This window comes from Streptomyces sp. NPDC127108 (assembly GCF_042677545.1).
Classification (GTDB): Bacteria; Actinomycetota; Actinomycetes; order Streptomycetales; family Streptomycetaceae; genus Streptomyces.
The window spans coordinates 140,964-162,383 of sequence record NZ_JBHXTE010000021.1; the positions used below are offsets into that span (position 1 = coordinate 140,964).

23 protein-coding genes are annotated in these 21,420 nt (G+C 71.5%); 16 read left to right on the forward strand and 7 right to left on the reverse strand.

The genetic code is table 11. The features are described 5' to 3' along the window. Window positions 1-8: 8 nt before the first annotated feature. Window positions 9-941, forward strand: a complete 933-nt coding sequence (locus tag ACFVHO_RS19655; protein WP_385715884.1) for a DMT family transporter — start codon at window positions 9-11, stop codon at window positions 939-941. Here ACFVHO_RS19655 and ACFVHO_RS19660 read toward each other — a convergent pair. Then, entirely contained in the window at window positions 902-1,495 is a 594-nt protein-coding gene (locus tag ACFVHO_RS19660; protein WP_385715887.1) for a TetR family transcriptional regulator, read from the reverse strand. The genes ACFVHO_RS19655 and ACFVHO_RS19660 overlap by 40 nt on opposite strands. A 619-nt stretch (window positions 1,496-2,114) precedes the next feature. Between ACFVHO_RS19660 and ACFVHO_RS19665 the strand changes: the two genes are divergently transcribed. The 6 genes from ACFVHO_RS19665 (at window position 2,115) to ACFVHO_RS19690 (ending at window position 7,594) form a co-directional block, all read left to right on the forward strand. After that, on the forward strand, window positions 2,115-3,059 hold the full coding sequence (locus ACFVHO_RS19665; RefSeq protein WP_385715890.1) for a Gfo/Idh/MocA family protein: 945 nt from the start codon (window positions 2,115-2,117) through the stop codon (window positions 3,057-3,059). Between the two features lie 451 nt (window positions 3,060-3,510). Continuing rightward, window positions 3,511-4,332: a helix-turn-helix domain-containing protein gene (locus ACFVHO_RS19670; RefSeq protein WP_385715893.1), complete on the forward strand. Its 822-nt coding sequence runs from the start codon at window positions 3,511-3,513 to the stop codon at window positions 4,330-4,332. Window positions 4,333-4,450: 118 nt separating this feature from the next. Continuing rightward, window positions 4,451-5,491, forward strand: coding sequence for a PhlD (locus ACFVHO_RS19675; protein WP_385715896.1), 1,041 nt, complete (start codon window positions 4,451-4,453; stop codon window positions 5,489-5,491). Window positions 5,492-5,882: 391 nt separating this feature from the next. Further along, entirely contained in the window at window positions 5,883-6,140 is a 258-nt protein-coding gene (locus ACFVHO_RS19680; RefSeq protein ID WP_385715899.1) for a hypothetical protein, read from the forward strand. Next, window positions 6,140-6,808, forward strand: a complete 669-nt coding sequence (locus tag ACFVHO_RS19685) for a trimeric intracellular cation channel family protein (protein ID WP_385715902.1) — start codon at window positions 6,140-6,142, stop codon at window positions 6,806-6,808. The genes ACFVHO_RS19680 and ACFVHO_RS19685 overlap by 1 nt, the downstream gene beginning before the upstream one ends. A 9-nt stretch (window positions 6,809-6,817) precedes the next feature. After that, window positions 6,818-7,594 (forward strand): GNAT family N-acetyltransferase, encoded by a 777-nt coding sequence (locus ACFVHO_RS19690; RefSeq protein WP_385715905.1) that lies wholly within the window; start codon window positions 6,818-6,820, stop codon window positions 7,592-7,594. A gap of 36 nt (window positions 7,595-7,630) precedes the next feature. Here the strand turns inward: ACFVHO_RS19690 and ACFVHO_RS19695 are convergent, their stop codons facing one another. Together ACFVHO_RS19695 and ACFVHO_RS19700 are read right to left on the reverse strand one after the other, a co-directional pair. Further along, window positions 7,631-8,776, reverse strand: coding sequence for an isoaspartyl peptidase/L-asparaginase family protein (locus ACFVHO_RS19695; RefSeq protein ID WP_385715908.1), 1,146 nt, complete (start codon window positions 8,774-8,776; stop codon window positions 7,631-7,633). 145 nt (window positions 8,777-8,921) lie between these two features. Further along, the gene (locus ACFVHO_RS19700; RefSeq protein WP_385715911.1) at window positions 8,922-10,157 is read right to left on the reverse strand and encodes an acyl-CoA dehydrogenase family protein; all 1,236 of its coding nucleotides are present in this window, start codon (window positions 10,155-10,157) and stop codon (window positions 8,922-8,924) included. Window positions 10,158-10,346: 189 nt separating this feature from the next. Between ACFVHO_RS19700 and ACFVHO_RS19705 the strand changes: the two genes are divergently transcribed. After that, a complete protein-coding gene (locus tag ACFVHO_RS19705; RefSeq protein ID WP_385715914.1) occupies window positions 10,347-10,994 on the forward strand; it encodes a TetR family transcriptional regulator in 648 nt (215 codons plus the stop codon). Between the two features lie 51 nt (window positions 10,995-11,045). On the opposite strand, the gene def is transcribed toward ACFVHO_RS19705, so the two are convergent. Continuing rightward, window positions 11,046-11,612: a peptide deformylase gene (gene def / locus ACFVHO_RS19710; protein WP_385715917.1), complete on the reverse strand. Its 567-nt coding sequence runs from the start codon at window positions 11,610-11,612 to the stop codon at window positions 11,046-11,048. A 137-nt stretch (window positions 11,613-11,749) separates the two neighbouring features. On the opposite strand from def, the gene ACFVHO_RS19715 reads away from it, so the two are divergent. The 5 genes from ACFVHO_RS19715 (at window position 11,750) to ACFVHO_RS19735 (ending at window position 16,359) form a co-directional block, all read left to right on the forward strand. Then, window positions 11,750-12,997 (forward strand): MurT ligase domain-containing protein, encoded by a 1,248-nt coding sequence (locus tag ACFVHO_RS19715; RefSeq protein ID WP_030362405.1) that lies wholly within the window; start codon window positions 11,750-11,752, stop codon window positions 12,995-12,997. Window positions 12,998-13,046: 49 nt separating this feature from the next. Continuing rightward, complete coding sequence (locus ACFVHO_RS19720) at window positions 13,047-13,775, forward strand: type 1 glutamine amidotransferase (RefSeq protein ID WP_289953918.1); 729 nt, start codon at window positions 13,047-13,049, stop codon at window positions 13,773-13,775. A 235-nt stretch (window positions 13,776-14,010) separates the two neighbouring features. Next, window positions 14,011-15,036, forward strand: coding sequence for a 6-phosphofructokinase (locus ACFVHO_RS19725; protein WP_385715920.1), 1,026 nt, complete (start codon window positions 14,011-14,013; stop codon window positions 15,034-15,036). Window positions 15,037-15,147: 111 nt separating this feature from the next. Then, window positions 15,148-16,107, forward strand: a complete 960-nt coding sequence (locus ACFVHO_RS19730) for a cytochrome c oxidase assembly protein (protein WP_380858516.1) — start codon at window positions 15,148-15,150, stop codon at window positions 16,105-16,107. Window positions 16,108-16,200: 93 nt separating this feature from the next. Continuing rightward, window positions 16,201-16,359, forward strand: a complete 159-nt coding sequence (locus tag ACFVHO_RS19735) for a hypothetical protein (protein WP_033264647.1) — start codon at window positions 16,201-16,203, stop codon at window positions 16,357-16,359. Between the two features lie 45 nt (window positions 16,360-16,404). Here ACFVHO_RS19735 and ACFVHO_RS19740 read toward each other — a convergent pair whose 3' ends face one another. Then, window positions 16,405-16,812 (reverse strand): subtilase-type protease inhibitor, encoded by a 408-nt coding sequence (locus ACFVHO_RS19740; RefSeq protein WP_385715924.1) that lies wholly within the window; start codon window positions 16,810-16,812, stop codon window positions 16,405-16,407. Between the two features lie 264 nt (window positions 16,813-17,076). Here ACFVHO_RS19740 and ACFVHO_RS19745 point away from each other — a divergent pair, with 264 nt between their 5' ends. After that, window positions 17,077-17,820 (forward strand): lysophospholipid acyltransferase family protein, encoded by a 744-nt coding sequence (locus ACFVHO_RS19745; RefSeq protein WP_385715927.1) that lies wholly within the window; start codon window positions 17,077-17,079, stop codon window positions 17,818-17,820. 64 nt (window positions 17,821-17,884) lie between these two features. Here the strand turns inward: ACFVHO_RS19745 and ACFVHO_RS19750 are convergent, their stop codons facing one another. Beyond that, window positions 17,885-18,031, reverse strand: a complete 147-nt coding sequence (locus tag ACFVHO_RS19750) for a hypothetical protein (RefSeq protein WP_385715930.1) — start codon at window positions 18,029-18,031, stop codon at window positions 17,885-17,887. Between ACFVHO_RS19750 and ACFVHO_RS19755 the strand changes: the two genes are divergently transcribed. Both ACFVHO_RS19755 and ACFVHO_RS19760 read left to right on the forward strand, forming a co-directional pair. After that, window positions 18,030-19,073 (forward strand): NAD-dependent epimerase/dehydratase family protein, encoded by a 1,044-nt coding sequence (locus ACFVHO_RS19755; protein WP_385715933.1) that lies wholly within the window; start codon window positions 18,030-18,032, stop codon window positions 19,071-19,073. The genes ACFVHO_RS19750 and ACFVHO_RS19755 overlap by 2 nt on opposite strands. Before the next feature lies 1 nt (window position 19,074). After that, a complete protein-coding gene (locus ACFVHO_RS19760; protein ID WP_385715936.1) occupies window positions 19,075-19,560 on the forward strand; it encodes a YbaK/EbsC family protein in 486 nt (161 codons plus the stop codon). Window positions 19,561-19,590: 30 nt separating this feature from the next. Here ACFVHO_RS19760 and ACFVHO_RS19765 read toward each other — a convergent pair whose 3' ends face one another. Continuing rightward, the gene (locus tag ACFVHO_RS19765) at window positions 19,591-21,207 is read right to left on the reverse strand and encodes an alpha/beta hydrolase (protein ID WP_385715939.1); all 1,617 of its coding nucleotides are present in this window, start codon (window positions 21,205-21,207) and stop codon (window positions 19,591-19,593) included. Between the last annotated feature and the right edge of the window lie 213 nt (window positions 21,208-21,420).

Sequence of the window (21,420 nt, forward strand, 5' to 3'; positions counted from 1 at the left end):
GGCTCGCCGTGAACGTCCTGCTCTCCCTCGGATTCGTGCTGACCTGGAGCTCCGGCTTCATCGGCGCCAAGCTCGGCGCGGGCAGCGCGGACGCGGCAACCGTCCTGATGTGGCGGTTCCTGCCGCTGGCCGCGGTCCTCGCGCTGCTCGCCGCGACCGTGGCCAGGGCGTCCTGGCGCGGCCTCACGGCCCGCGACCTGGCACGCCAGGCGGCCGTGGGCGCCCTGTCCCAGAGCGGCTATCTCCTGACCGTGTACTACGCGATCCAGCTCGGCGTCTCCAGTGGTACGACAGCGCTGATCGACGGGACCCAGCCGCTGGTCGCGGGCGCGCTCGCCGGACCGGTGCTCGGCCAGTACGTGTCACGCACCCAGTGGTTCGGCCTCGCGCTCGGCCTGACCGGCGTGGTGATCGTCACGGCCGGGGACGCGGCGGCGGGCACCGGCGCGCCCTGGTGGGCCTACCTGGTGCCGTTCCTCGGCATGCTGTCGCTGGTCGCGGCGACCTTCCTGGACCGCCGCACGCGCACCCCCGTCGCACCCTCGGCCGCGATGACCGTGCACTGCGTGACCAGTGCCGTCGTCTTCACGGTCCTCGCGCTCGCCCTGGGCTCGGCGGCGCCCGTCGCCGAGACGTCGTTCTGGGCGGCGATCGGCTGGCTCGTGGTCCTGTCGACGTTCGGCGGATACGGCCTGTACTGGCTGATCCTGCGCCGGGGCGGCGTCACCCGCGTCAACACGCTGATGTTCCTGATGGCTCCGGTGACGGCACTGTGGGGCGCGGCGATGTTCGGGGAGCCGTTCGGCGCGCAGACCGTCGTGGGGCTCGCCATCGGGCTGGCCGCGGTCGTGGTGGTGCGGCGGGGCGAGGGCGGGCCGCGGCGCCCGGGCCGGAGCCGGGGTCACTCGGGGGTCAAGAAGGCCTGCACGGCGGGGGCGTAGCGGTCGGTGATGTCGGCTATCGCCGTCGCCCGCAGGTGCGGGCCGCGCGCGATGCCGTACATCACGCCGAGCCCGAGCAGCATCCCGACGGCCAGCTCGGCGCGCAGCCCCGCGTCCGGGCCCGCCAGACGGTCGCCGAGCCTGCGGACCACCTGCGTGCGGAAGTTGGCCCGCAGGACGTAGCCGTGCTCGCGGTGCAGCGGCGCGTACACGATGCGCAGGATGGGGTCGGCGCCCCGCTCGGCCTGGCTGGTCAGCAGGTGGTGGACCATGTGGCGGCCGAGGCGTTCCAGGGGCGCGTCGAGCACCTCCTCGGCGTCGGCCTCGAAGGACATGATCCCGGCGAACAGCGCGTCCTTGCTGCCGAAGTACTTCAGGACCAACGGCGGGCTCACCCCGGCGCGTTCGGCCACCGCCTTGAGCGTGATGTCGGTGTGCGCGTGCCGGGCGAGCAGATGGCGGGCGGCACGCACGATCGCGGCCTTCGTCGCCTCGGCGTCGCGGCGCGCGGGGCTCGGCGCGCACGGCGCCGGGTGTGGGGTCGAGCTGGTCATGGCGTCACTTTCCGTCGCTGGTTGCCTTTTTGGGCAACCGGGTCCGAGCGTATGGCGCCGGGCGCCCGGAGGACCACGAATCGGACGGACGGGACACGGAGACGCCGATCACGATCCGGCCCCCCGACTGCGCCGAAACGCTCGCCATACCCGCCGGGGCACACCGACCGGCGCGCACCCGCAGGAATGCCGGATGTCGGGAACTCCCGGACAGTCAGGACAGGTTGCCCGCCCCCTTTCGGACGGCGGCAATCAGCCACTAGTGAATGCGAATTCACCAGCCACCCACCTCTGGCCACGAATTGCCATTCACAGACGGAGAGTTGACGGTACGTCGAGAAAGCGAGCCCGCCCCGGCGAACCGTACGAGCCGCTCCACATCTCCTTCACCGGATACGGGCGAACACACGCACAGGAACCACGCGAACACACGAGAGGGAACGGCGCGCACACGCGAGAGGGCACTCCACGGAGAAAAGGTCCAGACCTTCGACAACACTCTGGTTCCTCTCTTCTCACCGAACGCGTCAGAAGGCCTCGCCGGTATCAGCCGCACCCCCGCCCCACGCCCCGGTCGCACCCGTACTGCCGCCACAGCCGACTCCGCCATACTGCGCGCATGGAGAGACTTCGAGTGGGCTTGATCGGCACGGGTCCCTGGGCGACGCAGACGCACGCGCCGGTGCTCGCCGGGCATCCCGGCGCCGTGCTGTCGGGAATATGGGGGCGCCGCCCGAAAGCGGCGGCCGAGCTGGCGTCCGCGCACGCCACCACGGCGTACGAGGACGTGGACGAGCTGTTCGCCGCGAGCGACGCGGTCGCCTTCGCGGTGCCGCCGGACGTCCAGGCGCCGCTGGCCGAGCGGGCCGCGGCGGCCGGCTGCCATCTGCTGCTCGACAAGCCGGTGGCCACCTCGCCGGCGGCGGCGCGCGGCCTCGTCGACGCCGTGGAGCGGGCCGGGGTGGAGTCCGTGGTCTTCTTCACGCTCCGCTTCGCCCCGCCCATGGCGGAGTGGCTGGCCCGCCGGGCCGAGGAGGGGCCGTGGTTCACGGCGCGCGCCGACTGGTACAGCTCGTTCTTCGCGGAGGACGGCACCGGCGCGTTCGACTCGCCGTGGCGGGCCACCAAGGGCGGCCTGTGGGACGTCGGACCGCACGCGCTTGCTGTGCTCACGGCGGTGCTCGGCGAGGTCACGTCGGTGACGGCGGCGCCGGGGCCCGCGGACACCGTCCATCTCGTCCTGCGGCACGCGGGCGGCGCGTCCAGCACGGCGACGCTCACGCTGCGGGCGCCGCGGGCCGCCGAGGGCCTGACTCTTGAGTTCCGCGGCGAGCGCGGGACGGCCGTGCCGCCGGGGTGGGGCGAGAGCGGCTGGGGCGATTCGACCGATGCGTTTCGGTCAGCGGTCGACGCGCTGGTGCGCGCGGCGGGCGGCGGGGAGCGGCATGCGTGCGACGTACGTTTCGGACTGCGGGTGACGGAAATCCTCGCTGACGCGGAACGACAAGCGGACGCACGAAGGGAGACGGAACTTCCGGCTCAGCCGCCGACCCGGGCCTCTTGAAGCACGTCCGGACACTCGGGCCGCCCGGAACAACACGGGCGGCCGGTACCGTGGCCGCTACGTAATGGCGAGTGACGGCACCGGCCGCAGCCAGTGAACCCAGGAACCGAACCGGGCGGTAACTGTCACGCGGGTACACACTGCTCAGTTTCCGACCACTCGGATCGGAATACGAACAACCGGTCCCACGCACTACCCGACTGCGACCCCGTAGGCCTAGGGGGTGTCCAACGCCGAGGAATTTCAGCCAATTTCACGCCACTCGAACAGGACGCCCCTGAGTTGTGCCCACGAGCCCACCGACGATCAAACCTGCAGGTCGGTGGTCTCGCGTACTCCATGATGCCGCATCGACTGATCGTTTTCTTCAGGCAATGTTTATGCCCAAAGAAGATGCGAATATTTAGACTGCTGATGCTCAACTCGGCGTGCACGAAGAGGGATTCCCACCATGAACAAGACGGCGCTGCGCGCTCTGCTCCGCGAACGACGCGCCCTCATCGCCCCCGAATCGCACGGGTTCGTCCGTTCGACGGGCCAGGGCCGCCGGGCTCCCGGGCTGTCCCAGCACCAGGTGGACCAGCTCCTCCACCGCACCCTCGGCACCTATCACCGTCTGGAGTCGGGCAATTACCCGAACCCTCCGACGTCCCTGCTGCGCGATGTCGCCCGCCTCTTCGGACTGAACGAGCAGGAATGGGTGTCCCTGTGCCGTTACGCCCTCCTGCAGGACCCGCCCGGTCCGCTGCACCTGACGTCGGGCAAGGAGATTCCCGGCGTCTGGCAGGAGGCCGTGGACGGCGTGCGGCACATGGCGTACGTCACGGACGCGTCCTGGGACATGCTCGCCCACAACGAGGCCTTCACCCGGATGTTCCCGGACAGCCAGGTCCCCACGAACGTCATGCGCTGGATGGTCCTCGACCCGGTGGGCCGCGCGCACCTGCTCGACTGGCGCACCGCCTGGGCCCCGATGGTGCTGCCGCAGCTGCGCGGCGCCCTCGCCGCCCGGCCCGAGGACGAAACGCTCCGCCAGATCGAGAAGGAGGTCCTGGCCGACCCCGAGGCCTCCCCCCACTACGGCGCCGGCCTCCCCTTCCCCCACCCCGACGGCGACGAGCGGCCCCTCATGCACGCCGAGCTCGGCCCCGGCTGGGTCACGATGTGCGCGGCTCAGCCCTTGACGGCCCCCGGCGCCCGGCTGATGATCCTTGTGTTCCACGCCGGGGCACAGCGCTCCCACCCGCGCACCCCCATGCTCCGCTCCTCTTGATCCCCCGGCGGGCCCCGGTCGGCCCAGAGGGAGTAACACGGCGGGACGCACGTTCGATGTGGTGCAGTACTTTGGGCCCAGATCCCCACATCGGATCACGCCTCGTGGGAGCTCCCTCATGCCAGTTCATGTACTCAGACCGCTGACCGTCCTGGGTGATCACCAGGTCACCACTGCGGAGATAGCCGAAGACGTCCAGGCCCACCATCCGGACCATCCGCGGCTGGGCGCGTTCCTGCGCGTGATCGGCAACTGCGGGGTCCGGACCCGTCACTTCACCCGGCCGCTGGGCTCACCCACCGTCTCGGGCTCCGCCGGTATCGAGGAACGCGTCAACGCGGCCTTCGAGGACGCCCTCGCCATGGCGGAGAAGGCGGCGAAGGCGGCCTTCGACGAGGCCGGGCTCACCGCGCTCGACATCGATGCCATCGTGACCACGCACACGACGAGCTGGGCCGTCCCCAACCTGGACATCAACCTGGTCGACCGGCTCCACCTACGCCCCACGGTGCGCCGCGTGGCCCTGACCACCGTGGCGTGCCCGGGTGGCGCCCAGGCCCTGATCCGCGCCGCCGACCTGGTGGCGGCCCGGCCCGGCAGCAAGGTCCTCGTGGTGGCCGGGGAAGTCCTGTCCGGCATCTACCACCAGGCCGACGACACCATCGAGTCGATGATCTACAAGGCCTTGTTCGGGGACGCGGCTGCGGCGACGATCGTCACCGACGAGCCGCTCGGCCCAGGCCTCGTCGTCGAGGACAGCTTCGAGTACGTGCTGCCACACAGCGTCGACCGCCAGGCGGGCCGTGTGGACCGCGCGGGGATCCACTTCGTCTCCACGAAGAAAGCGCTGTCCGCAGCCGACGACGTCCTGCCCCAGCTGAAGAACTGGGTCGGCACGGACCGCCCCGATTTCGCGGTCATCCACCCGGGCAGCCCGCGCATCATCACCGACACGGCGGCGGCCCTCGGCCTCGACGAGCACGACGCGCGCCACTCCACGGACACCCTCGCCCACGAAGGCAACATCGGCGGGGTCAGCGTCCTGCGCGTCCTGGAGCGCACCCACGCCGACCCGCCCGCCGACGGCTCACGCGGCTACACCATCGCCTTCGGCCCCGGCTTCGCCACCGCGGCCCTGCGCTGCCGCTGGCAGTCCTGACTCTCCCCGACAACCCCTCCAGCCAACGTCCCACGTCCCGGCCCGCACCCAGCACCCAGCCCAGCACCCAGGTATGCCTGAGGCACTCTGCCTGATGTGCGAGCCGCTGCCACCACCTCTTTGCTCCTCTTTTTCGATCTTTGCCGCACCTTTGCACAATGCAGCTTTGTCATCAGCAGCTTCGCGTGACGCGACTGTGCGTGCCGCGCCTTCGCGTGCCTCGACTTTGCGCTCTACGCGTTTGCGCAACGTGTCTTGGCGCAAGGCGGCTTCACCCGACGGGCCCTCCGCACGCGCCCCCCTTCCCCCGCGCCCCCCTCGTCCTTTCGGCCATAGCAATCCGTCCACCTGACCGATGGTGCGCCCGGGGCGCGCCGGAGAAGCTGGACGGATGTTCACGGCGCGTAATCCCAGGTGGTGGCTCAGGGCGGCGGGGGCCGTCGGCGTGGTCGCGGTGACGGCGGTGCTCCTTGCGAGCGTGTCCGCCCGGCGCGGGCGGACACGGCCCGTCCCGGGTGACGGCGGCGCGGATCCCCGGCTCGACGCGGCCGCCCTGGCGATCGCCGCCGTCGCGTCGACGGCCGTCCTCCTGGTGCTGCGCCGCCCCGTCGCGGGCAGGGACGCGGACGGCCGCGAGGTCGGCCGCTGATGCTGCACACCCTGTATCTGGTCGGCATCGCCGCCTTCGCCGCCAGTGGTGTCCTCGCCGCGCACCGCGCGCGGATGGATCCGTTCGGCGGGCTCGTGCTCGCCTTCGTCGCCTCCGTCTCCGGCGGCACCCTGCGCGACCTCATCCTGGACCGGCACCCGCTGTACTGGACGCACGACTGGGTCCTGCTCACGGTCATCGCCTGCACGGGCGTGGCCACGATGCTGTTCCTGCGCCACCGGGAGCTGCCGCAGCGCACGCTCATGGTGGTGGACGCCGTCGGCCTGGCCGTGGTGACCGTCATGGGCGCGCAGGCCGCCATCGGCGCGGGCGTCACACCGCTCGCCGTCGTCCTCCTCGCCGTCCTCACGGGGGTGACCGGCGAAGTCCTGCGCGACGTGCTGTGCGGCCAGTTCCCGCCGCTGCTGCTGCGCGAGGAGGTGTACGCGACCGCCGCGCTCGCGGGCGCCCTGTGCTACCTCGGCCTGCACCACGCGGGCGCGTCCCCGACCGCGACCACGGTGACCTCGGCCGGCCTCGTGCTCGCCCTGCGCCTCGCCGCGATCACGAAGTCCCTGCACCTGCCGCCGCTCTCCCGGGCCGGGAGCACGGACGGCGACGCGGCCCCGGCACGAAATCCCGTTGCCCCGCCGGAACCGCCCTGCTGAAGTGACCGCATGGATCACTCAGCGGTACTCGCGGCGTACGACCGGCAGATCCGGCAGAACCTGGATCCCGACGGCCCCGGTGTGGTGGTCGAGCGGGCGGACGGTGTCGTGCGCCGGGTGGGCGGCGCCCACGACTGGAACGGCGTCGTGTGGTCGGACCTCGACGCGAGCACCGCGGACGCGGCCATCGCCGCGCAGGTGCGCCACTTCACGGAACGCGGCCTGGAGTTCGAGTGGAAGGCGTACTCCCACGACCTTCCCGCCGACCTGCCCGACCGGCTCCTCGCGGCCGGATTCACGCCCGAGCCGCCCGAGACGCTGATGGTCGCCGCCGTGGCCGAGCTGCCCCTGGACGCCGGTCCGCCCGAGGGCGTCCGACTGGTCCCGGTGACGGACGCGGCCGGTGTGCGGCTGATGGTCGACGTGCACGAGCAGGCCTTCGGTACGGACGGCGGCGCGCTCGGCAAGCAGTTGCTCGACCAGCTCACGACGGCTCCGGACACCATCGCCGCGGTCGTCGCCCTCGCCGGTGACGTCCCGGTCAGCTCGGCCCGTCTGGAGTTCCGACCGGGCACGGACTTCGCGGGCCTGTGGGGCGGCGGCACCGTCACCGAGTGGCGCGGCCGGGGCATCTACCGCGCCCTGATCGCCCACCGCGCCCGCATCGCCGCCGACCACGGCGTCCGCCACCTCCAGGTCGACGCGTCCAGCCAGAGCCGCCCGATCCTGCGCCGCCTCGGCTTCACGGAACTGGGCACGACGACGCCCTACGTCCACAAGCCGTGAGCCGGGCGCGAGCACACCGCTGAGCCCCGCCCACCCTCACGTGTTCGGCGGCGTCTCATCCGGGAAGATCTTCGTGACGACCTTCCCGCTCTTGGTGAGATAGCCGTGCAGCATGCCCGGGCTGCTGTGCGGCGCGTCGAACTCGCCGTCGGGCGCGAGCGCGATCACGCCGCCGTCGCCGCCGAGCTTCGGCAGGCGCTTGACGATCACCTCGTACGCGGCGGACGCGACGTCGGCGCCCTTGAACTCCACGAGGCTGGAGATCGTCGAGGTGGCGGCGCCCCGGATGAACACCTCACCGGCGCCGGTGGCGCTCGCGGCGACCGTGCTGTTCTTCGCGTACGTCCCCGAGCCGATCAGCGGTGAGTCACCGACGCGGCCGGGCAGTTTGTTGGTCATGCCGCCGGTCGAGGTGGCCGCCGCGAGGTCGCGCCGCTTGTCGACGGCGACCGCGCCGACCGTGCCCTTGGACTGCGCGTCGGCGACGGCGGCGGGTGCGTCGGCTGCGCGACCGCCGCCCTTGCCGCCCTTCTCCGCCGCCTTGGCCGCCATCAGCGCGTCCCAGCGCGCCTGCGTCCAGTAGTAGTCCTGGGTGACGGTCTTCAGGCCGTGCCGGGCGCCGAAGTCGTCGGCGCCCTCGCCCGCGAGGAGCACGTGCGGGGACCTGTCCATGACGGTGCGGGCACCCGTGATGGGGTTGCGCAGGCTCTTCACGCCCGCCACGGCACCCGCTCCCAGATCCGAGCCGCGCATGATCGACGCGTCCAGTTCATGGCCCGCGTCCGCGGTGAACACGGCGCCCTTGCCCGCGTTGAACAGCGGGTCGTCCTCCAGCTCGACCACGGCCGCCTGCACGGCGTCCACGCTGGAGCCGCCCTTGTCGAGAACCTTCTGCCCGGCCCGCAGGGCCTTGCCCAGCCCGTCCCGGTAGGCCTTCTCGCGCTCCGGGGTCGTCTTGTCCCGGTCGAGCGCGGTCCCGGCGCCGCCGTGGACGGCCAGGACCACGTCCCGCGCGTCGGGCTTGCCCTTCCCGGCGGGGCGCTCCCCGTGCGCGGCGGGCACGGACCGGCCTTGGGGCTCCCGGTCGTCTCCCTGAGGGACGACCACCGCGGTCACGGTGACCGCGGCGGCGGTGGCGGTGGCGAGGACGGGAATCAACCAGGTCAGGGGGCGTCTGCGCATCGGCACTCCTCGGCAGAGGGAACGCGGGCGTCCACGGTAATGGCATGGCCATGACGCCTGCCAGAGCGCCTCCTCCGCCCCGGCCCGCACCCCCGTCACGCGCGCCGCGCCCCCCCTGGCCCGCCCCAGGGCCGGGGCCCGCCCGTCAGCGGATCGGCATCCCCGCCAGCGTGCGGGCGATCACCAGGCGCTGGATCTCGCTCGTACCCTCGAAGATCGTGTAGATCGCGGCGTCCCGGTGCATGCGCTCCACCGGGTACTCCCGCGTGAAGCCGTTGCCGCCGAGGATCTGGATCGCCTGGGCGGTGACCTTCTTCGCGGTCTCGCTCGCGAACAGCTTGGACATCGAGCCCTCGGCCGACTCGAACTTCTTGCCCGTGGTCGCCATCCAGGAGGCCCGCCACACCAGGAGACGGGCCGCGTCGATCTGCGTGCGCATGTCGGCCAGTTGGAAGGCGACGCCCTGGTTGTCGATGATCGGGCGGCCGAACTGCGTACGCGTCTTGGCGTACTCCAGGGCCTCCTCGTACGCGGCGCGGGCCGTGCCCACCGCCATCGCGCCGACCGCCGGGCGGGACGCCTCGAACGTCGCCATGGCGGCGTTCTTCAGCCGCTCCCCGTCCTTGCCCGCGCTCTTCGCGCGCTCACGCGCGCGTGCCAGGCGCTCGTCCAGCTTGTCCTTGCCGCCGAGCAGACAGGAGCCGGGGACGCGCACGTCCTCCAGGACGACCTCGGCGGTGTGCGAGGCGCGGATGCCGTGCTTCTTGAACTTCTGGCCCTGGGACAGACCGGGGGTGCCGGGCGGCACGATGAACGACGCGTGCCCCTTGGAGCCGAGCTCGGGGTCGACCACCGCGACGACCACGTGGACGCCCGCGATGCCGCCGTTGGTCGCCCAGGTCTTGGTGCCGCTCAGGACCCACTCGTCCTTGGCCTCGTCGTACACCGCGCGGGTGCGCATGGACGCGACGTCGGAGCCCGCGTCCGGCTCGGAGGAGCAGAAGGCGGCGACCTTCACGTCGTTCACGTCGCCGTACATCTGCGGGATCCAGGTGCCGATCTGCTCCTCGGTGCCGTTGGCGAGGACGCCGACGGCGGCGAGGCCGGTGCCGACGATGGAGAGGGCGATGCCCGCGTCGCCCCAGAACAGCTCCTCCATCGCCATGGGTATGCCGAGCCCGGTGGGGTCGAAGAACTGCTGGGCGTAGAAGTCCAGGGAGTAGATGCCGACCTTCGCCGCCTCCTGGATCACCGGCCAGGGCGTCTCCTCGCGCTCGTCCCACTCGGCGGCCGCGGGGCGGATCACGTCGGCGGCGAACCCGTGGAGCCAGTCCCGGACCTCCTTCTGCTCGTCGCTCAGCTCCATGGTGAACTCGGCCATGACCCCTCCAGGACTGCGGAACCCTGCTACGTTACTTCCGGTAACTGGAGTGTGTTACCGGCCGGTAGCCGCTGTCAACTCCCGGCAGCCCGTTCGATGCGCACCCTCCCGCGAGTGTTACGTTTCGCGTGCGTCAGGCATTTCGCACGGCGCGTGCGTCAGGCAATCGCACGGGCGGAGAGACACCCCATGGAGACCACGCAGCGGACCGATCAGCAGCGGTCCGCCGAGCAACGGCGACGCGAGCTTCTGGAGGCGGCCGACCGCGTCGTGCTCCGCGACGGACCCGGCGCCTCGATGAATGCCATCGCCGCCGAGGCAGGCATCACCAAGCCCATTCTGTACCGGCACTTCGGCGACAAGGGCGGCCTGTACGCGGCCCTCGCCAAGCGGCACACGGACGCCCTGCTCGCCTCGCTGCGCGCGGCCCTCGACGCCCCCGCCGAGCGCCGGGAGCGGGTGGAGGCGACGCTCGACACCTACCTCGCGGCGATCGAGGCCCGCCCGCAGGTCTACCGCTTCCTGATGCACCCCTCGGAGGCGGGCCCCACCGGCGACCAGGGCGGCTTCGACGTGGGCCTGCACTCGGCCCCGCTGCTCCGCCGCCTCGGCGAGGAGCTGGCCGAGGTCATCGAGGAGCGGGTCGACCTCGGCCCGGAGAGCGGCCGTCTGGCCCGGGTCTGGGGCCACGGCATCGTCGGCATGATGCACGCGGCCGGCGACTGGTGGCTGGGCGAACGTCCCTGCTCGCGCGCCGAGTTGGTGGGCAGCCTGGCCGACCTGCTCTGGGGCCGGCTCGCGGCGGCGGGCAACCGCATGGGCGGGCCCGGCTTCTGAGGACGCGCGGGACGGCCTCCGTGGCGCTTCCGGGACGGCGGTGACCGCGGTTCAGGCCGTGGTCACCGCGGCCCCGGCGCCGCTCGCCCAGGGAGCCTTCGCCGCCTGACGGAGCACCCGGCGGCGGCGCCACCCGGTGACGTGATCGGTGTACACCCCGCCCTCCAGGTGGTCGTACTCGTGCTGCAGGCAGCGCGCGAAGAACCCGGTGCCGTGCACCCGCACCGCGTCGCCGCGCATCGTGACGCCCTCCAGGACGGCGTGGTCGAAGCGCGGGGTCGCCGCCTCCAGGCCCGGCAGCGACAGACACCCTTCCGGCCCCCGGACGCTCACCCCGTCCACATCGACCAGACGCGGGTTCACCAGGTGCCCGAGGTGGCGCACGTCCTCGTCGTCGGGGCAGTCGTAGACGAACACCCTGAGGCCCACGCCGATCTGATTCGCGGCCAGGCCGACGCCCCTGGCGGCGTACATCGTGGCGAACATGTCCTCGACGAGCGCGGCCAGTTGGGGACCGAAGTCGGTCACCTCCTCGCCGGGGGTGTGCAGCACGGGGTCACCGAGCAGGGTCAGGGGTCGTACGCGCCCTGAGGCGCCCGGGATCGAGCCGTGTCGCATGGCGGCAAGAGTACGGTCCAGGGGAGAGCAGCAGCGTGAGCAGGTGGTGTGATTCGGGCTTGTCTGCCGATCTCGATAGGCTGGCCCGACACGATGCCGGGCAGGCGCGGCGCCGTACGCAAGGAGGATCACGAGAGATGGCAGGACACCCTGGCAGTGCAGACCCGCTGTCGCCGCGGGCCAAGCTGGCCGTGACGGCGGGCAAGGCGGCCGCGGCGGTGTCGCGCGCGGCGGGCCGCGGCAGCGGATCGGTGATCGGCGGCAAGGTGGCCCTCCGGCTCGACCCGGAGCTCCTCGGCAGGCTCGCCACGCACCTGGACGTGGTGCTCGTCTCGGCCACCAACGGCAAGACCACCACGACGCGGCTGATCGCCGAGGCCCTGCGTGCCAGCGGCCCGGTCGTCTCCAACGCCCTCGGCGCCAACATGCCCGCCGGAATCACCTCCGCGCTCGCGGGCGGCTCCGACGCGCGGTTCGGCGTCATCGAGGTCGACGAGAAGTATCTGGCGGGCGTCGCCCGTGACGTCGACCCCAAGGCGATCGCGCTCCTGAACCTCTCCCGCGACCAGCTCGACCGCGCCGGTGAGACCCGCATGCTCGCCGAGAAGTGGCGCGAGGGCCTGGCCGGTTCCAAGGCCGTCGTCATCGCCAACGCCGACGACCCGCTGGTCGTGTGGGCCGCCTCCTCCTCGCCGAACGTGGTGTGGGTGGCCGCGGGCCAGGAGTGGAAGGACGACGCCTGGTCCTGCCCGGCGTGCGGCGGCGTCATGCAGCGCCCCGGCGACGACTGGTTCTGCGGCGAGTGCGGCTTCCGCCGCCCCGCCCCGAGCTGGGCCCTCTCCGGCGACTACGTCCTGGACCCGCACGGCTCCGCCTGGCCCATCCACCTCCAGCTCCCCGGCCGGGCGAACAAGGCCAACGCCGCCTCCTCGGCCGCCGTCGCCGCCGTGTTCGGCGTGCCCCCGCAGGTCGCCCTGGAGCGGATGTACCAGGTGCAGGCCGTCGCGGGCCGCTATGACGTCGTCCAGTTCCAGGGCCGTGACCTGCGCCTTCTGCTCGCGAAGAACCCGGCGGGCTGGCTCGAAACGTTTTCGCTGATCGACCCGGCGCCGGCCCCGGTGGTCCTGTCGGTGAACGCCCGCGGCGCCGACGGCACGGACACCTCCTGGCTGTGGGACGTCGACTACACCCGCCTCGCCGGGCGCCCGATCTTCGTCCTCGGCGACCGCAAGCTGGACCTCGCCGTCCGGCTCGAGGTCGCGGGTCTGGACTTCCGTGTCTGCGAGACGCTCGACGAGGCCGTGCAGCTCGCGCCGCCCGGACGCATCGAGACGATCGCGAACTACACCGCGTTCCAGGACCTGCGCCGCCGCGTGGGCAACTGAGGCCGCCGGACTCCCCAGCACTTCGAGAGCTTCGTAGGGACCAATGAGCATGAGCGACAACAGCCTGCGTCTGGTGTGGGTCTACCCGGACCTGCTGAGCACCTACGGCGACCAGGGCAACGCCCTCGTCGTCGAGCGCCGCGCCCGCCAGCGCGGCCTCCAGGTCGAGCGGTACGACGTCCGCAGCGACCAGCCGGTGCCCACCTCCGGCGACATCTACCTGATCGGCGGCGGCGAGGACCGCCCGCAGCGCCTGGCCTCCGAGCGGCTGCGCCGCGACGGCGGACTGCAGCGGGCCGTCGGCAACGGCGCCATCGTCTTCTCGGTGTGCGCCGGCTACCAGATCCTCGGCAACGAGTTCATCAACGACCTCGGCCAGCGCGAGCCCGGCCTCGGCCTGCTCGACGTGGTCTCCACGCGCGGCGAGGGCGAGCGCTGCGTCGGCGACGTGCTCGGCGACATCGACCCGCAGCTGGGCCTGCCCGAGCTGACCGGCTTCGAGAACCACCAGGGCATCACGCACATCGGCCCGGGCTCGCGCCCGTTCGCCCGCGTCCGCCTCGGCAAGGGCAACGGCACCGGGGACGGCACGGAGGGCGCGTACAACGGCACCGTCTTCGGCACGTACATGCACGGGCCCGTGCTCGCCCGCAACCCCCTCATCGCGGACCTGCTCCTGAAGCTGGCCCTCGACGTGAACGCGCTGCCGCCGACGGACGACCGCTGGTACGAGGCGCTGCGCTCGGAGCGGATCAGCGCGGCGCAGCAACCGGCCTAGCGCCGCCTGGTGCGGGGTGGGCAGTCCGCCAGTGCGGGTCGGCCCGCCTCGCCGCCGATCGCGCTCCGCGCTCGTCCTCAAACGCCGGACGGGCTGTGTCCGTCTCGGCTCGTGAGCATCGTGTCCAGCAGACGGGCAGCCCTGCGACGTCCCTGCGATCGCCGGTAGGGTGGCCGCGATCCAGCCGGACGACGGGGTCCGGTCACCGACCCACGTAGCAAAGGTAATCCGTGCTATGCGCATTGGTGTCCTGACCTCCGGCGGCGACTGCCCCGGCCTGAACGCCGTCATCCGGTCCGTCGTCCACCGCGCCGTCGTCGACCACGGCGACGAGGTCATCGGCTTCCACGACGGCTGGCGGGGCCTGCTCGAATGCGACTACCGCAAGCTGGACCTGGACGCGGTCGGCGGCATTCTGGCCCGCGGCGGCACGATCCTCGGCTCCTCCCGGGTGCAGCCCGCCCATCTGCGTGACGGCGTCGAGCGCGCCAAGGGCCATCTCGTCGACCTCGGCCTGGACGCGGTCATCCCGATCGGCGGCGAGGGCACGCTGAAGGCGGCCCGGCTGCTTTCCGACGCGGGCCTGCCCATCGTCGGCGTGCCGAAGACCATCGACAACGACATCGCCGTCACCGACGTGACGTTCGGCTTCGACACGGCCGTCGGGGTCGCCACCGAGGCCCTCGACCGGCTGAAGACCACCGCCGAGTCGCACCAGCGCGTCCTGATCGTCGAGGTCATGGGCCGGCACACCGGCTGGATCGCGCTGCACTCCGGCATGGCGGCCGGCGCGCACGCCATCGTCGTGCCCGAGCGGCCCTTCGACATCGAGGAGTTGGCGAAGAAGGTCGGCGAGCGGTTCGAGGCGGGCAAGAAGTTCGCGATCGTCGTGGCCGCCGAGGGCGCCAAGCCCCGCGAGGGCAGCATGGAGTTCGACGAGGGCGTCAAGGACGTCTACGGCCACGAGCGGTTCGCGGGCATCGCCCGGCAGCTCTCCATCGAACTGGAGCAGCGCCTCGGCAAGGAGGCCCGCCCGGTGATCCTCGGCCATGTGCAGCGCGGCGGCACCCCCACGGCGTACGACCGCGTGCTCGCCACCCGCTTCGGCTGGCACGCCGTGGAGGCCGTGCACCGCGGCGAGTTCGGACGGATGACGGCGCTGCGGGGCACGGACATCGTGATGGCGCCGCTGGCCGAGGCCGTCGAGACGCTGAAGACCGTGCCGCAGGAGCGGTACGAGGAAGCGGAGTGCGTGCTCTGAGCCAGTAGCCCGTATTTCAAGTACTCGCCCCCGGTCGCAAGCGCGGCCGGGGGCGGTTCTACTCTGGTGCGGACACACAGCGCACAATCTGCACGAAACAGGAGCCAGCGGATGGATCACAGCGGGCACGGCATGCATGGCATGAACATGGATCTGCCGCCGTTCACGCTGGGGCGGGGTCTCGAACCCTCGGCCGACCCCTTCTTCCTCATCGGCTGCCTGGTGGCCCTCGCCCTCTACGGGTGGGGCGTCGTCCGCCTGGTGCGACGCGGCGACAAGTGGCCGGTGGGCCGCACGATCTCGTTCGTCGTCGGCGTCCTGACCATCCTGCTCGTGATGTGCACCAAGCTGAACGACTACGGCATGGTCCTGTTCAGCGTGCACATGGTGCAGCACATGATCATCAGCATGCTCTCGCCGATCCTGCTGCTCATGGGCGCTCCGATCACCCTGGCGCTCAGGGCCCTGCCGGTCGCGGGCCGCGGCCGCAAGGGCCCGCGCGAGCTGCTGCTCGCCCTGCTGCACAGCCGGTACGTACGGATCATCACGCACCCCGCGTTCACGATCCCGCTGTTCATCGCGAGCCTGTACGCCCTGTACTTCACACCGCTCTTCGACACTCTGATGGGCTCCAAGGCCGGGCACATCGGCATGATGGTGCACTTCCTCGCCGTCGGCCTGGTGTTCTTCTGGCCGATCATGGGTGTGGACCCGGGCCCGCACCGCCCCGGCTATCTGATGCGGATGCTGGAGCTGTTCGCGGGCATGCCGTTCCACGCGTTCTTCGGCATCGCCCTGATGATGGCGTCCGAGCCCATGATCGACACGTACAAGAACCCCCCGGCCTCGCTGGGGGTCGAGGCGCTCGCCGATCAGAACGCCGCGGGCGGCATCGCCTGGGCGTTCAGCGAGATCCCCTCGGTGCTCGTGCTGCTCGCCCTGCTCTTCCAGTGGTACCGCTCCGACCAGCGGGAAGGCCGCCGCAAGGACCGCGCCGCCGACCGCGACGGGGACAAGGAGCTGGAGGAGTACAACGCCTACCTGGCGTCACTCGCGGCACGCGGACGCTAGCGGCGGGGTGGCATCGCGGGTGAGGATGGACTCAGGCCACGGTTCGGCGCCCGGGTGACCGGACGCCCGACCTGCGTTTGAGGAGGCAGGGCGATGCCTGGTTCTACGAAGACGATGGGCGCGTTCACCATCGGGGGGCTCGTGATGGTGACCGCGTACACGGTGGCGCTCGGGAGCAACGGCTGGCTGTGGTTCGGCTGGGTCGTGCTCGGGCTGCTCACGGTGGCGATGGTGTTCTCCCGCCCCACGTGAGCCATGGGCCGGTGGCGACGCGGACCGCCTCCCGGGACGGGCCGCTCAGAAGCTGAACACGTGCCCCGTCGACGCCGCCATCTCACACGCGTTGCCGTACGTCCTGTGCCAGTCGACCGGCCGCCCCTGGAACGTACCGGTCGCGCCGACGGTGACCGGGGCGTACTCCTTGGTGCAGATACGGTCCTCCCGCGGCAGCTCGTCGAAGTCGCCACCCGCTCGGTCCAGCTCCGCACAGGCCTCCCGGGCGAAGGGGTGGTGCCCCGACGGCTCGGGCACACAGCGCAGCAGCACACCGCGGATCCAGGTGTTCGCGTCACCCGACACGGTCAGGAAGACATCGTGCTTGCCGGGCGGAGTCCCCTCGGCGGACACGGCCGCCGACGGCACAGCTGTCGCGGCGGCCGCGCCGAGCGCGAGCAAGGCGGCCGATGTGACAGTGAGCGAGCGCATGGGACCTCCGGGAGGCAACGACGGACGCCGGTCACGGACGGTGCCGTCAGGGACGTCGGGCACCGGCCAGAGCACCTCGCGGCGCCCCGCCCGGCAAGCCGCCGCGCCGGTCACTCCCCCGTACGGGGCGAACGCCTCCCCCGTACGGATTCATGGCTGGGACCGCGCGTCGCACGATCCACAAGACCCGAACGGGCTCTCGCGCACGCGCCGCCGATTGACTACTGTGCGTCGGCACCACCCCCGGGGGAAGGCGGCGCCCGCATGTTCTACCTACTGCTCAAGTACGTGCTCCTCGGGCCGCTGCTCCGGCTGATGTTCCGCCCCAGAATCGAAGGCCTGGAGCACATTCCGGAGCACGGTGCGGCCATCGTCGCCGGGAACCACCTGTCGTTCTCCGACCACTTCCTGATGCCCGCCATCATCAAGCGGCGCATCACGTTCCTGGCGAAGGCCGAGTACTTCACCGGGCCCGGCATCAAAGGACGGCTCACCGCGGCGTTCTTCCGCAGCGCCGGGCAGATCCCGGTGGACCGCTCCGGCAAGGAGGCGGGCCAGGCCGCGATCCGCGAGGGCCTCGGCGTGCTGCGCAAGGGCGAGCTGCTCGGCATCTACCCGGAGGGCACCCGCTCGCACGACGGCCGCCTGTACAAGGGCAAGGTCGGCGTCGCCGCGATGGCGCTCAAGGCGCAGGTCCCGGTGATCCCGTGCGCGATGATCGGCACGTTCGAGGCGCAGCCGCCCGGCAAGGTCGTACCGCGCTTCCAACGCGTGACGATCCGCTTCGGCGAGCCCCTCGAATTCTCCCGCTACGCGGGCATGGACGGCGAGAAGGCGGTCCTGCGCGCGGTCACGGACGAGCTGATGTACGCGATCCTCGGCCTGTCCGGCCAGGAGTACGTGGACAAGTACGCGGCCGTGGTGAAGGCGGAGGAGGCCGAGGCGGGGGCCGCGGAGGGGGCGCGGGCGGTGGCGGGGCGGAAGTTCCCGCGGATGCCGTTGAGCTGAGCGGGTGCTGGGGGGCCGGGCGGACCCCATGAGGCCGGGCTCCCGACGGGCCGGGCGGAGCCCGTCAGGCTGAGCGGATGCCGTCGGCCCGGCGGATGCCGTCGAGTTGGCGGATGCCGTCGAGTCGGAGCCCCCGGATCCACACCGTCCGCGTCTGCTGACCGCAGAACCCGCGCGGCCCTCGCCCCGCCCGGGCGTACCGTCCGGTCATGAGTCGAGCAGTGGTGATCGGAGCGACGGGGCAGGTCGGGCGGGCGGCGGTCCGGGCGCTGGCCGAGGACGGCTGGGCGGTGACCGCGGCGTCGCAAGGTGGCGGGCGCGACAGCACATGGCCGCAGGACGTGCGCGCGGCACGCCTCGACCGCGCGGACGACGTGGCGCTCGCGGAGCTGGTCGGCGAGGGCTGCGACGTCCTCGTCGACATCGTGGCGTACGGGGCGGAGCACGCCCGGCAGCTCGCGGCGCTCGCCGACCGGATCGGCTCGGCGGTGGTGATCTCCAGCGGCGCGGTGTACGAGGACGAGCGGGGCCGCGGCTTCGACACCCAGGACGAGCCGGACGGCTTCCCTCACTACCCGGTGCCGATCCCCGAGAGCCAGCGGACGGTGGCGCCCGGCACCTCGACGTACGGCACCCGGAAGATCCAGCTGGAGCAGGGCCTCCTGTCGCTCGGCGACCGGCTGCCGACGACGGTCCTGCGGGCGGGCGCGATCCACGGCCCGCACTGCCGCGCGCCGCGCGAGCTGTACTTCGTGAAGCGGGTCCTCGACGGCCGCCGCGTCCGGATCCTGAGCGAGGGCGGCGCGAGCCGCTTCCACCCCGTGAACGTGCGCAACCTGGCGGAGCTGATACGGCTCGCGGCGCGCCACCCCGGCGCGCGGGTGCTGAACGCGGGCGACCCGGACGCCCCCACGATCGCGGAGATCGGCGCGGCCGTCGACGCCGTACTCGGCTTCGAGAGCGAGACGGTGCTCATCGAGGGCGAGGCCCCGGGCAAGGGCGTCGGCCTCACGCCCTGGACGGCTCGGCACCCCGTCATTTACGACATGTCGGCCGCGGCACGCGACTTGGCGTACGAACCGGTCACGACGTACGCCGACTCCCTGCCGGAGACGGTGAGTTGGCTGACGGACCGGCTCTCCGGCCGGGACTGGCGCGAGGCGTTCCCGGTTCTGGCCCGCGCTTATGATCCAGTGATCGATCTCTTCGACTACCGGGCTGAGGACGCCTGGCTGGCACAGCGGGAGGCCTGAGGTGACCGAGCACGCCCAGTACACGAAACTCATCGGACTGCTGGAGGAGCGCGGCGCGCACTACCGCGTCATCGAACACGCGCCGGAGGGCGCGACGGAGGCGGTGAGCGCGCTGCGCGGCAATGAGCTGGCGCAGGCCGCGAAGTGCATCGTGGTGATGGTGAAGCTGGACAAGAAGAGGAAGAGCTACGTCCTCGCGGTGGTCCCCGGCGACCGGCGTGTGGACCTGAACGCGCTCAAGACCCTGCTCGGCGGGGTGTACGCGGGCTTCGCCACGCAGGAGGTGGCGGAGCGACTCTCGGGGAGCGTGAGCGGCACGATCCTGCCGTTCTCCTTCGACCCGGAGCTGGAACTCGTCGTGGACCCGGACCTGCTGGCGCACGAGGAGCTGTACTTCAACGCGGCCCGTCTGGACCGCTCGCTGGCGCTGCGGACGGCGGACTACCGGGAGATCGCCCAGCCGAGGCTGGAAACGATCTCCCAGTAGCACCACGGACCACTGCGTACTGACTGCTGACTACGGCTTGGGCGTGGCGTGCGGGGTGCACGTCACGTCACGGCTGTCGAGCTTGCCGTTGAGCAGGTAGTTGTCGACCCGCTGGTTGAGGCAGGGGTTCTCGAGGTTGGTGATGCCGTGCGAACCGGCGTCCTTCTCCGTGATCAGACGCGAGCCCTTGAGCCGCTTGTGCAGCTCGACCCCGCCCGGGTACGGCGTGGCGGCGTCACGGGTGGCCTGGGCGATCAGCGTGGGCGGCAGGCCCTTGCCGGTCTTCACCTCGACGGGCTTGTGCTGCTTGCTGGGCCAGGTGGCGCAGGGCAGGTTCATCCAGGCGTTGGCCCAGGTCATGAACGGGTGGTCCTTGTGGATGCGGGTGTTGTCCCGGTCCCACTTCTTCCAGCTGGTGGGCCACTTGGCGTCGGCGCACTCGACGGCGGTGTAGACGGCGTTGCTGTTCTCCGACGCCTTGTTGCCGGCGATGTCGGACAGGTCGGGGCTGGCGGCCTCGATCAGCGGCTTCGGGTCACCGGCGACGTACTTGCTCCAGGTGGTGGCGATGGAGACCCAGGTGGAGTCGTAGTAGGGCGCGCTCTGGAAGTACGAGACGAGCTCGGCCGGGCCGACGACGCCGCCCAGCGGGTCCTTCTTGGCGGTGGCGCGGAGCTTCGTCCACTGCGCCTGCACCTTCTCGACGGTGTCGCCGAGGTGGAAGGTCGAGTCGTACTTGGCGACCCAGGTCATCCAGTCCTTGAGCCGGATCTCGAAGGCGACGTCCTGGTCGAGGTTGGCCTCGTACCAGATCTTCTTCGTCGAGGGGTTGACGACCGAGTCGAAGACCATGCGGCGCACGTGCGTGGGGAAGAGCGTGGCGTACACGGCACCGAGGTAGGTCCCGTACGAGACACCCAGGTAGTTGAGCTTCTTCTCACCCAGCGCCGCGCGGATGACATCCAGGTCGCGGGCGGTGTTGGGCGTCGTCATGTGCGGCAGCATCCAGCCGCTGCGCTCCTTGCACCCTTGCGCGTACTCGGCGGCGAGCTTGCGCTGGGCGCGCTTGTCGGCCGCGGAGTCGGGCACCGGGTCGAGCTTGGGGGCCTTGACGAACTCCTGCGGGTCGACGCAGGAGATCGGCGTGGAGTGGCCGACGCCGCGGGGCTCGAAGCCCACGAAGTCGTAGGCCTTGGCGGTCTTCTCCCACAACTTGTTCTTGGTGGTGACGCGGGTGGGGAAGCGCAGGCCGGAGGCGCCGGGGCCGCCGGGGTTGTAGAGCAGCGCGCCCTGGCGCTCGCCCTTGCTCCCGGTGTTGCCGATGCGGTCGACGGCGAGCTTGATCTGCTTGCCGTTCGGCTTGGCGTAGTCCAGCGGCACGGTGACCCAGCCGCACTGGATGGGCTTGGCGATGCCCCAGTCCTCGGGACAGTCCTTCCAGGAGATGCCCTTCTTGGCGGCGCGCCGGGCGGCGACGGCGGCACCGGCGGCCTCCCGGTCCTTGGCGGCCGCGGCCTTGGCCGGGACCTGGCCGGCCCGGACATCGGCGCTCGCGGACGGCGCGGCAAGCGCCCCCGCTATCAACGTCGCCGCGACGAGTGTGCCCGCAGAACCGAACGTCACCGTCCGTCTGGTCCGCGTGGTCATCGGGGTACGACTCAAGTGGGGCCTCCCGCACATCGATTCGGTCGTTCGCTCGGTACGGGGATACTTGCGTCTGGGGGGTCGGTGGCGACAGACGTGTTGGACGTTTTTTACCAATCCGATAAACGGGGTGGTCAGTACCGGTGAACGGTTCCTGCACGTCACGTCGATGTGGCGCCGGGCTCCCTCAAGCTCCGGGAGCCAAACGGGGAGCCC

What these genes read in the sequence shown, in the direction of transcription:
- ACFVHO_RS19715 (WP_030362405.1), top strand. Translation starts at nt 11,750, where the DNA reads ATGGCAGGACACCCTGGCAGTGCAGACCCGCTGTCGCCGCGGGCCAAG.
- ACFVHO_RS19735 (WP_033264647.1), top strand. Translation starts at nt 16,201, where the DNA reads ATGCCTGGTTCTACGAAGACGATGGGCGCGTTCACCATCGGGGGGCTC.
- ACFVHO_RS19700 (WP_385715911.1), bottom strand. Translation starts at nt 10,157, where the DNA reads ATGGCCGAGTTCACCATGGAGCTGAGCGACGAGCAGAAGGAGGTCCGG.
- ACFVHO_RS19660 (WP_385715887.1), bottom strand. Translation starts at nt 1,495, where the DNA reads ATGACCAGCTCGACCCCACACCCGGCGCCGTGCGCGCCGAGCCCCGCG.
- def (WP_385715917.1), bottom strand. Translation starts at nt 11,612, where the DNA reads ATGCGACACGGCTCGATCCCGGGCGCCTCAGGGCGCGTACGACCCCTG.
- ACFVHO_RS19705 (WP_385715914.1), top strand. Translation starts at nt 10,347, where the DNA reads ATGGAGACCACGCAGCGGACCGATCAGCAGCGGTCCGCCGAGCAACGG.
- ACFVHO_RS19670 (WP_385715893.1), top strand. Translation starts at nt 3,511, where the DNA reads ATGAACAAGACGGCGCTGCGCGCTCTGCTCCGCGAACGACGCGCCCTC.
- ACFVHO_RS19675 (WP_385715896.1), top strand. Translation starts at nt 4,451, where the DNA reads ATGCCAGTTCATGTACTCAGACCGCTGACCGTCCTGGGTGATCACCAG.
- ACFVHO_RS19765 (WP_385715939.1), bottom strand. Translation starts at nt 21,207, where the DNA reads ATGACCACGCGGACCAGACGGACGGTGACGTTCGGTTCTGCGGGCACA.
- ACFVHO_RS19690 (WP_385715905.1), top strand. Translation starts at nt 6,818, where the DNA reads ATGGATCACTCAGCGGTACTCGCGGCGTACGACCGGCAGATCCGGCAG.
- ACFVHO_RS19695 (WP_385715908.1), bottom strand. Translation starts at nt 8,776, where the DNA reads ATGCGCAGACGCCCCCTGACCTGGTTGATTCCCGTCCTCGCCACCGCC.
- ACFVHO_RS19720 (WP_289953918.1), top strand. Translation starts at nt 13,047, where the DNA reads ATGAGCGACAACAGCCTGCGTCTGGTGTGGGTCTACCCGGACCTGCTG.
- ACFVHO_RS19685 (WP_385715902.1), top strand. Translation starts at nt 6,140, where the DNA reads ATGCTGCACACCCTGTATCTGGTCGGCATCGCCGCCTTCGCCGCCAGT.
- ACFVHO_RS19730 (WP_380858516.1), top strand. Translation starts at nt 15,148, where the DNA reads ATGGATCACAGCGGGCACGGCATGCATGGCATGAACATGGATCTGCCG.
- ACFVHO_RS19750 (WP_385715930.1), bottom strand. Translation starts at nt 18,031, where the DNA reads ATGACCGGACGGTACGCCCGGGCGGGGCGAGGGCCGCGCGGGTTCTGC.
- ACFVHO_RS19745 (WP_385715927.1), top strand. Translation starts at nt 17,077, where the DNA reads ATGTTCTACCTACTGCTCAAGTACGTGCTCCTCGGGCCGCTGCTCCGG.
- ACFVHO_RS19665 (WP_385715890.1), top strand. Translation starts at nt 2,115, where the DNA reads ATGGAGAGACTTCGAGTGGGCTTGATCGGCACGGGTCCCTGGGCGACG.
- ACFVHO_RS19725 (WP_385715920.1), top strand. Translation starts at nt 14,011, where the DNA reads ATGCGCATTGGTGTCCTGACCTCCGGCGGCGACTGCCCCGGCCTGAAC.
- ACFVHO_RS19740 (WP_385715924.1), bottom strand. Translation starts at nt 16,812, where the DNA reads ATGCGCTCGCTCACTGTCACATCGGCCGCCTTGCTCGCGCTCGGCGCG.
- ACFVHO_RS19680 (WP_385715899.1), top strand. Translation starts at nt 5,883, where the DNA reads ATGTTCACGGCGCGTAATCCCAGGTGGTGGCTCAGGGCGGCGGGGGCC.
- ACFVHO_RS19755 (WP_385715933.1), top strand. Translation starts at nt 18,030, where the DNA reads ATGAGTCGAGCAGTGGTGATCGGAGCGACGGGGCAGGTCGGGCGGGCG.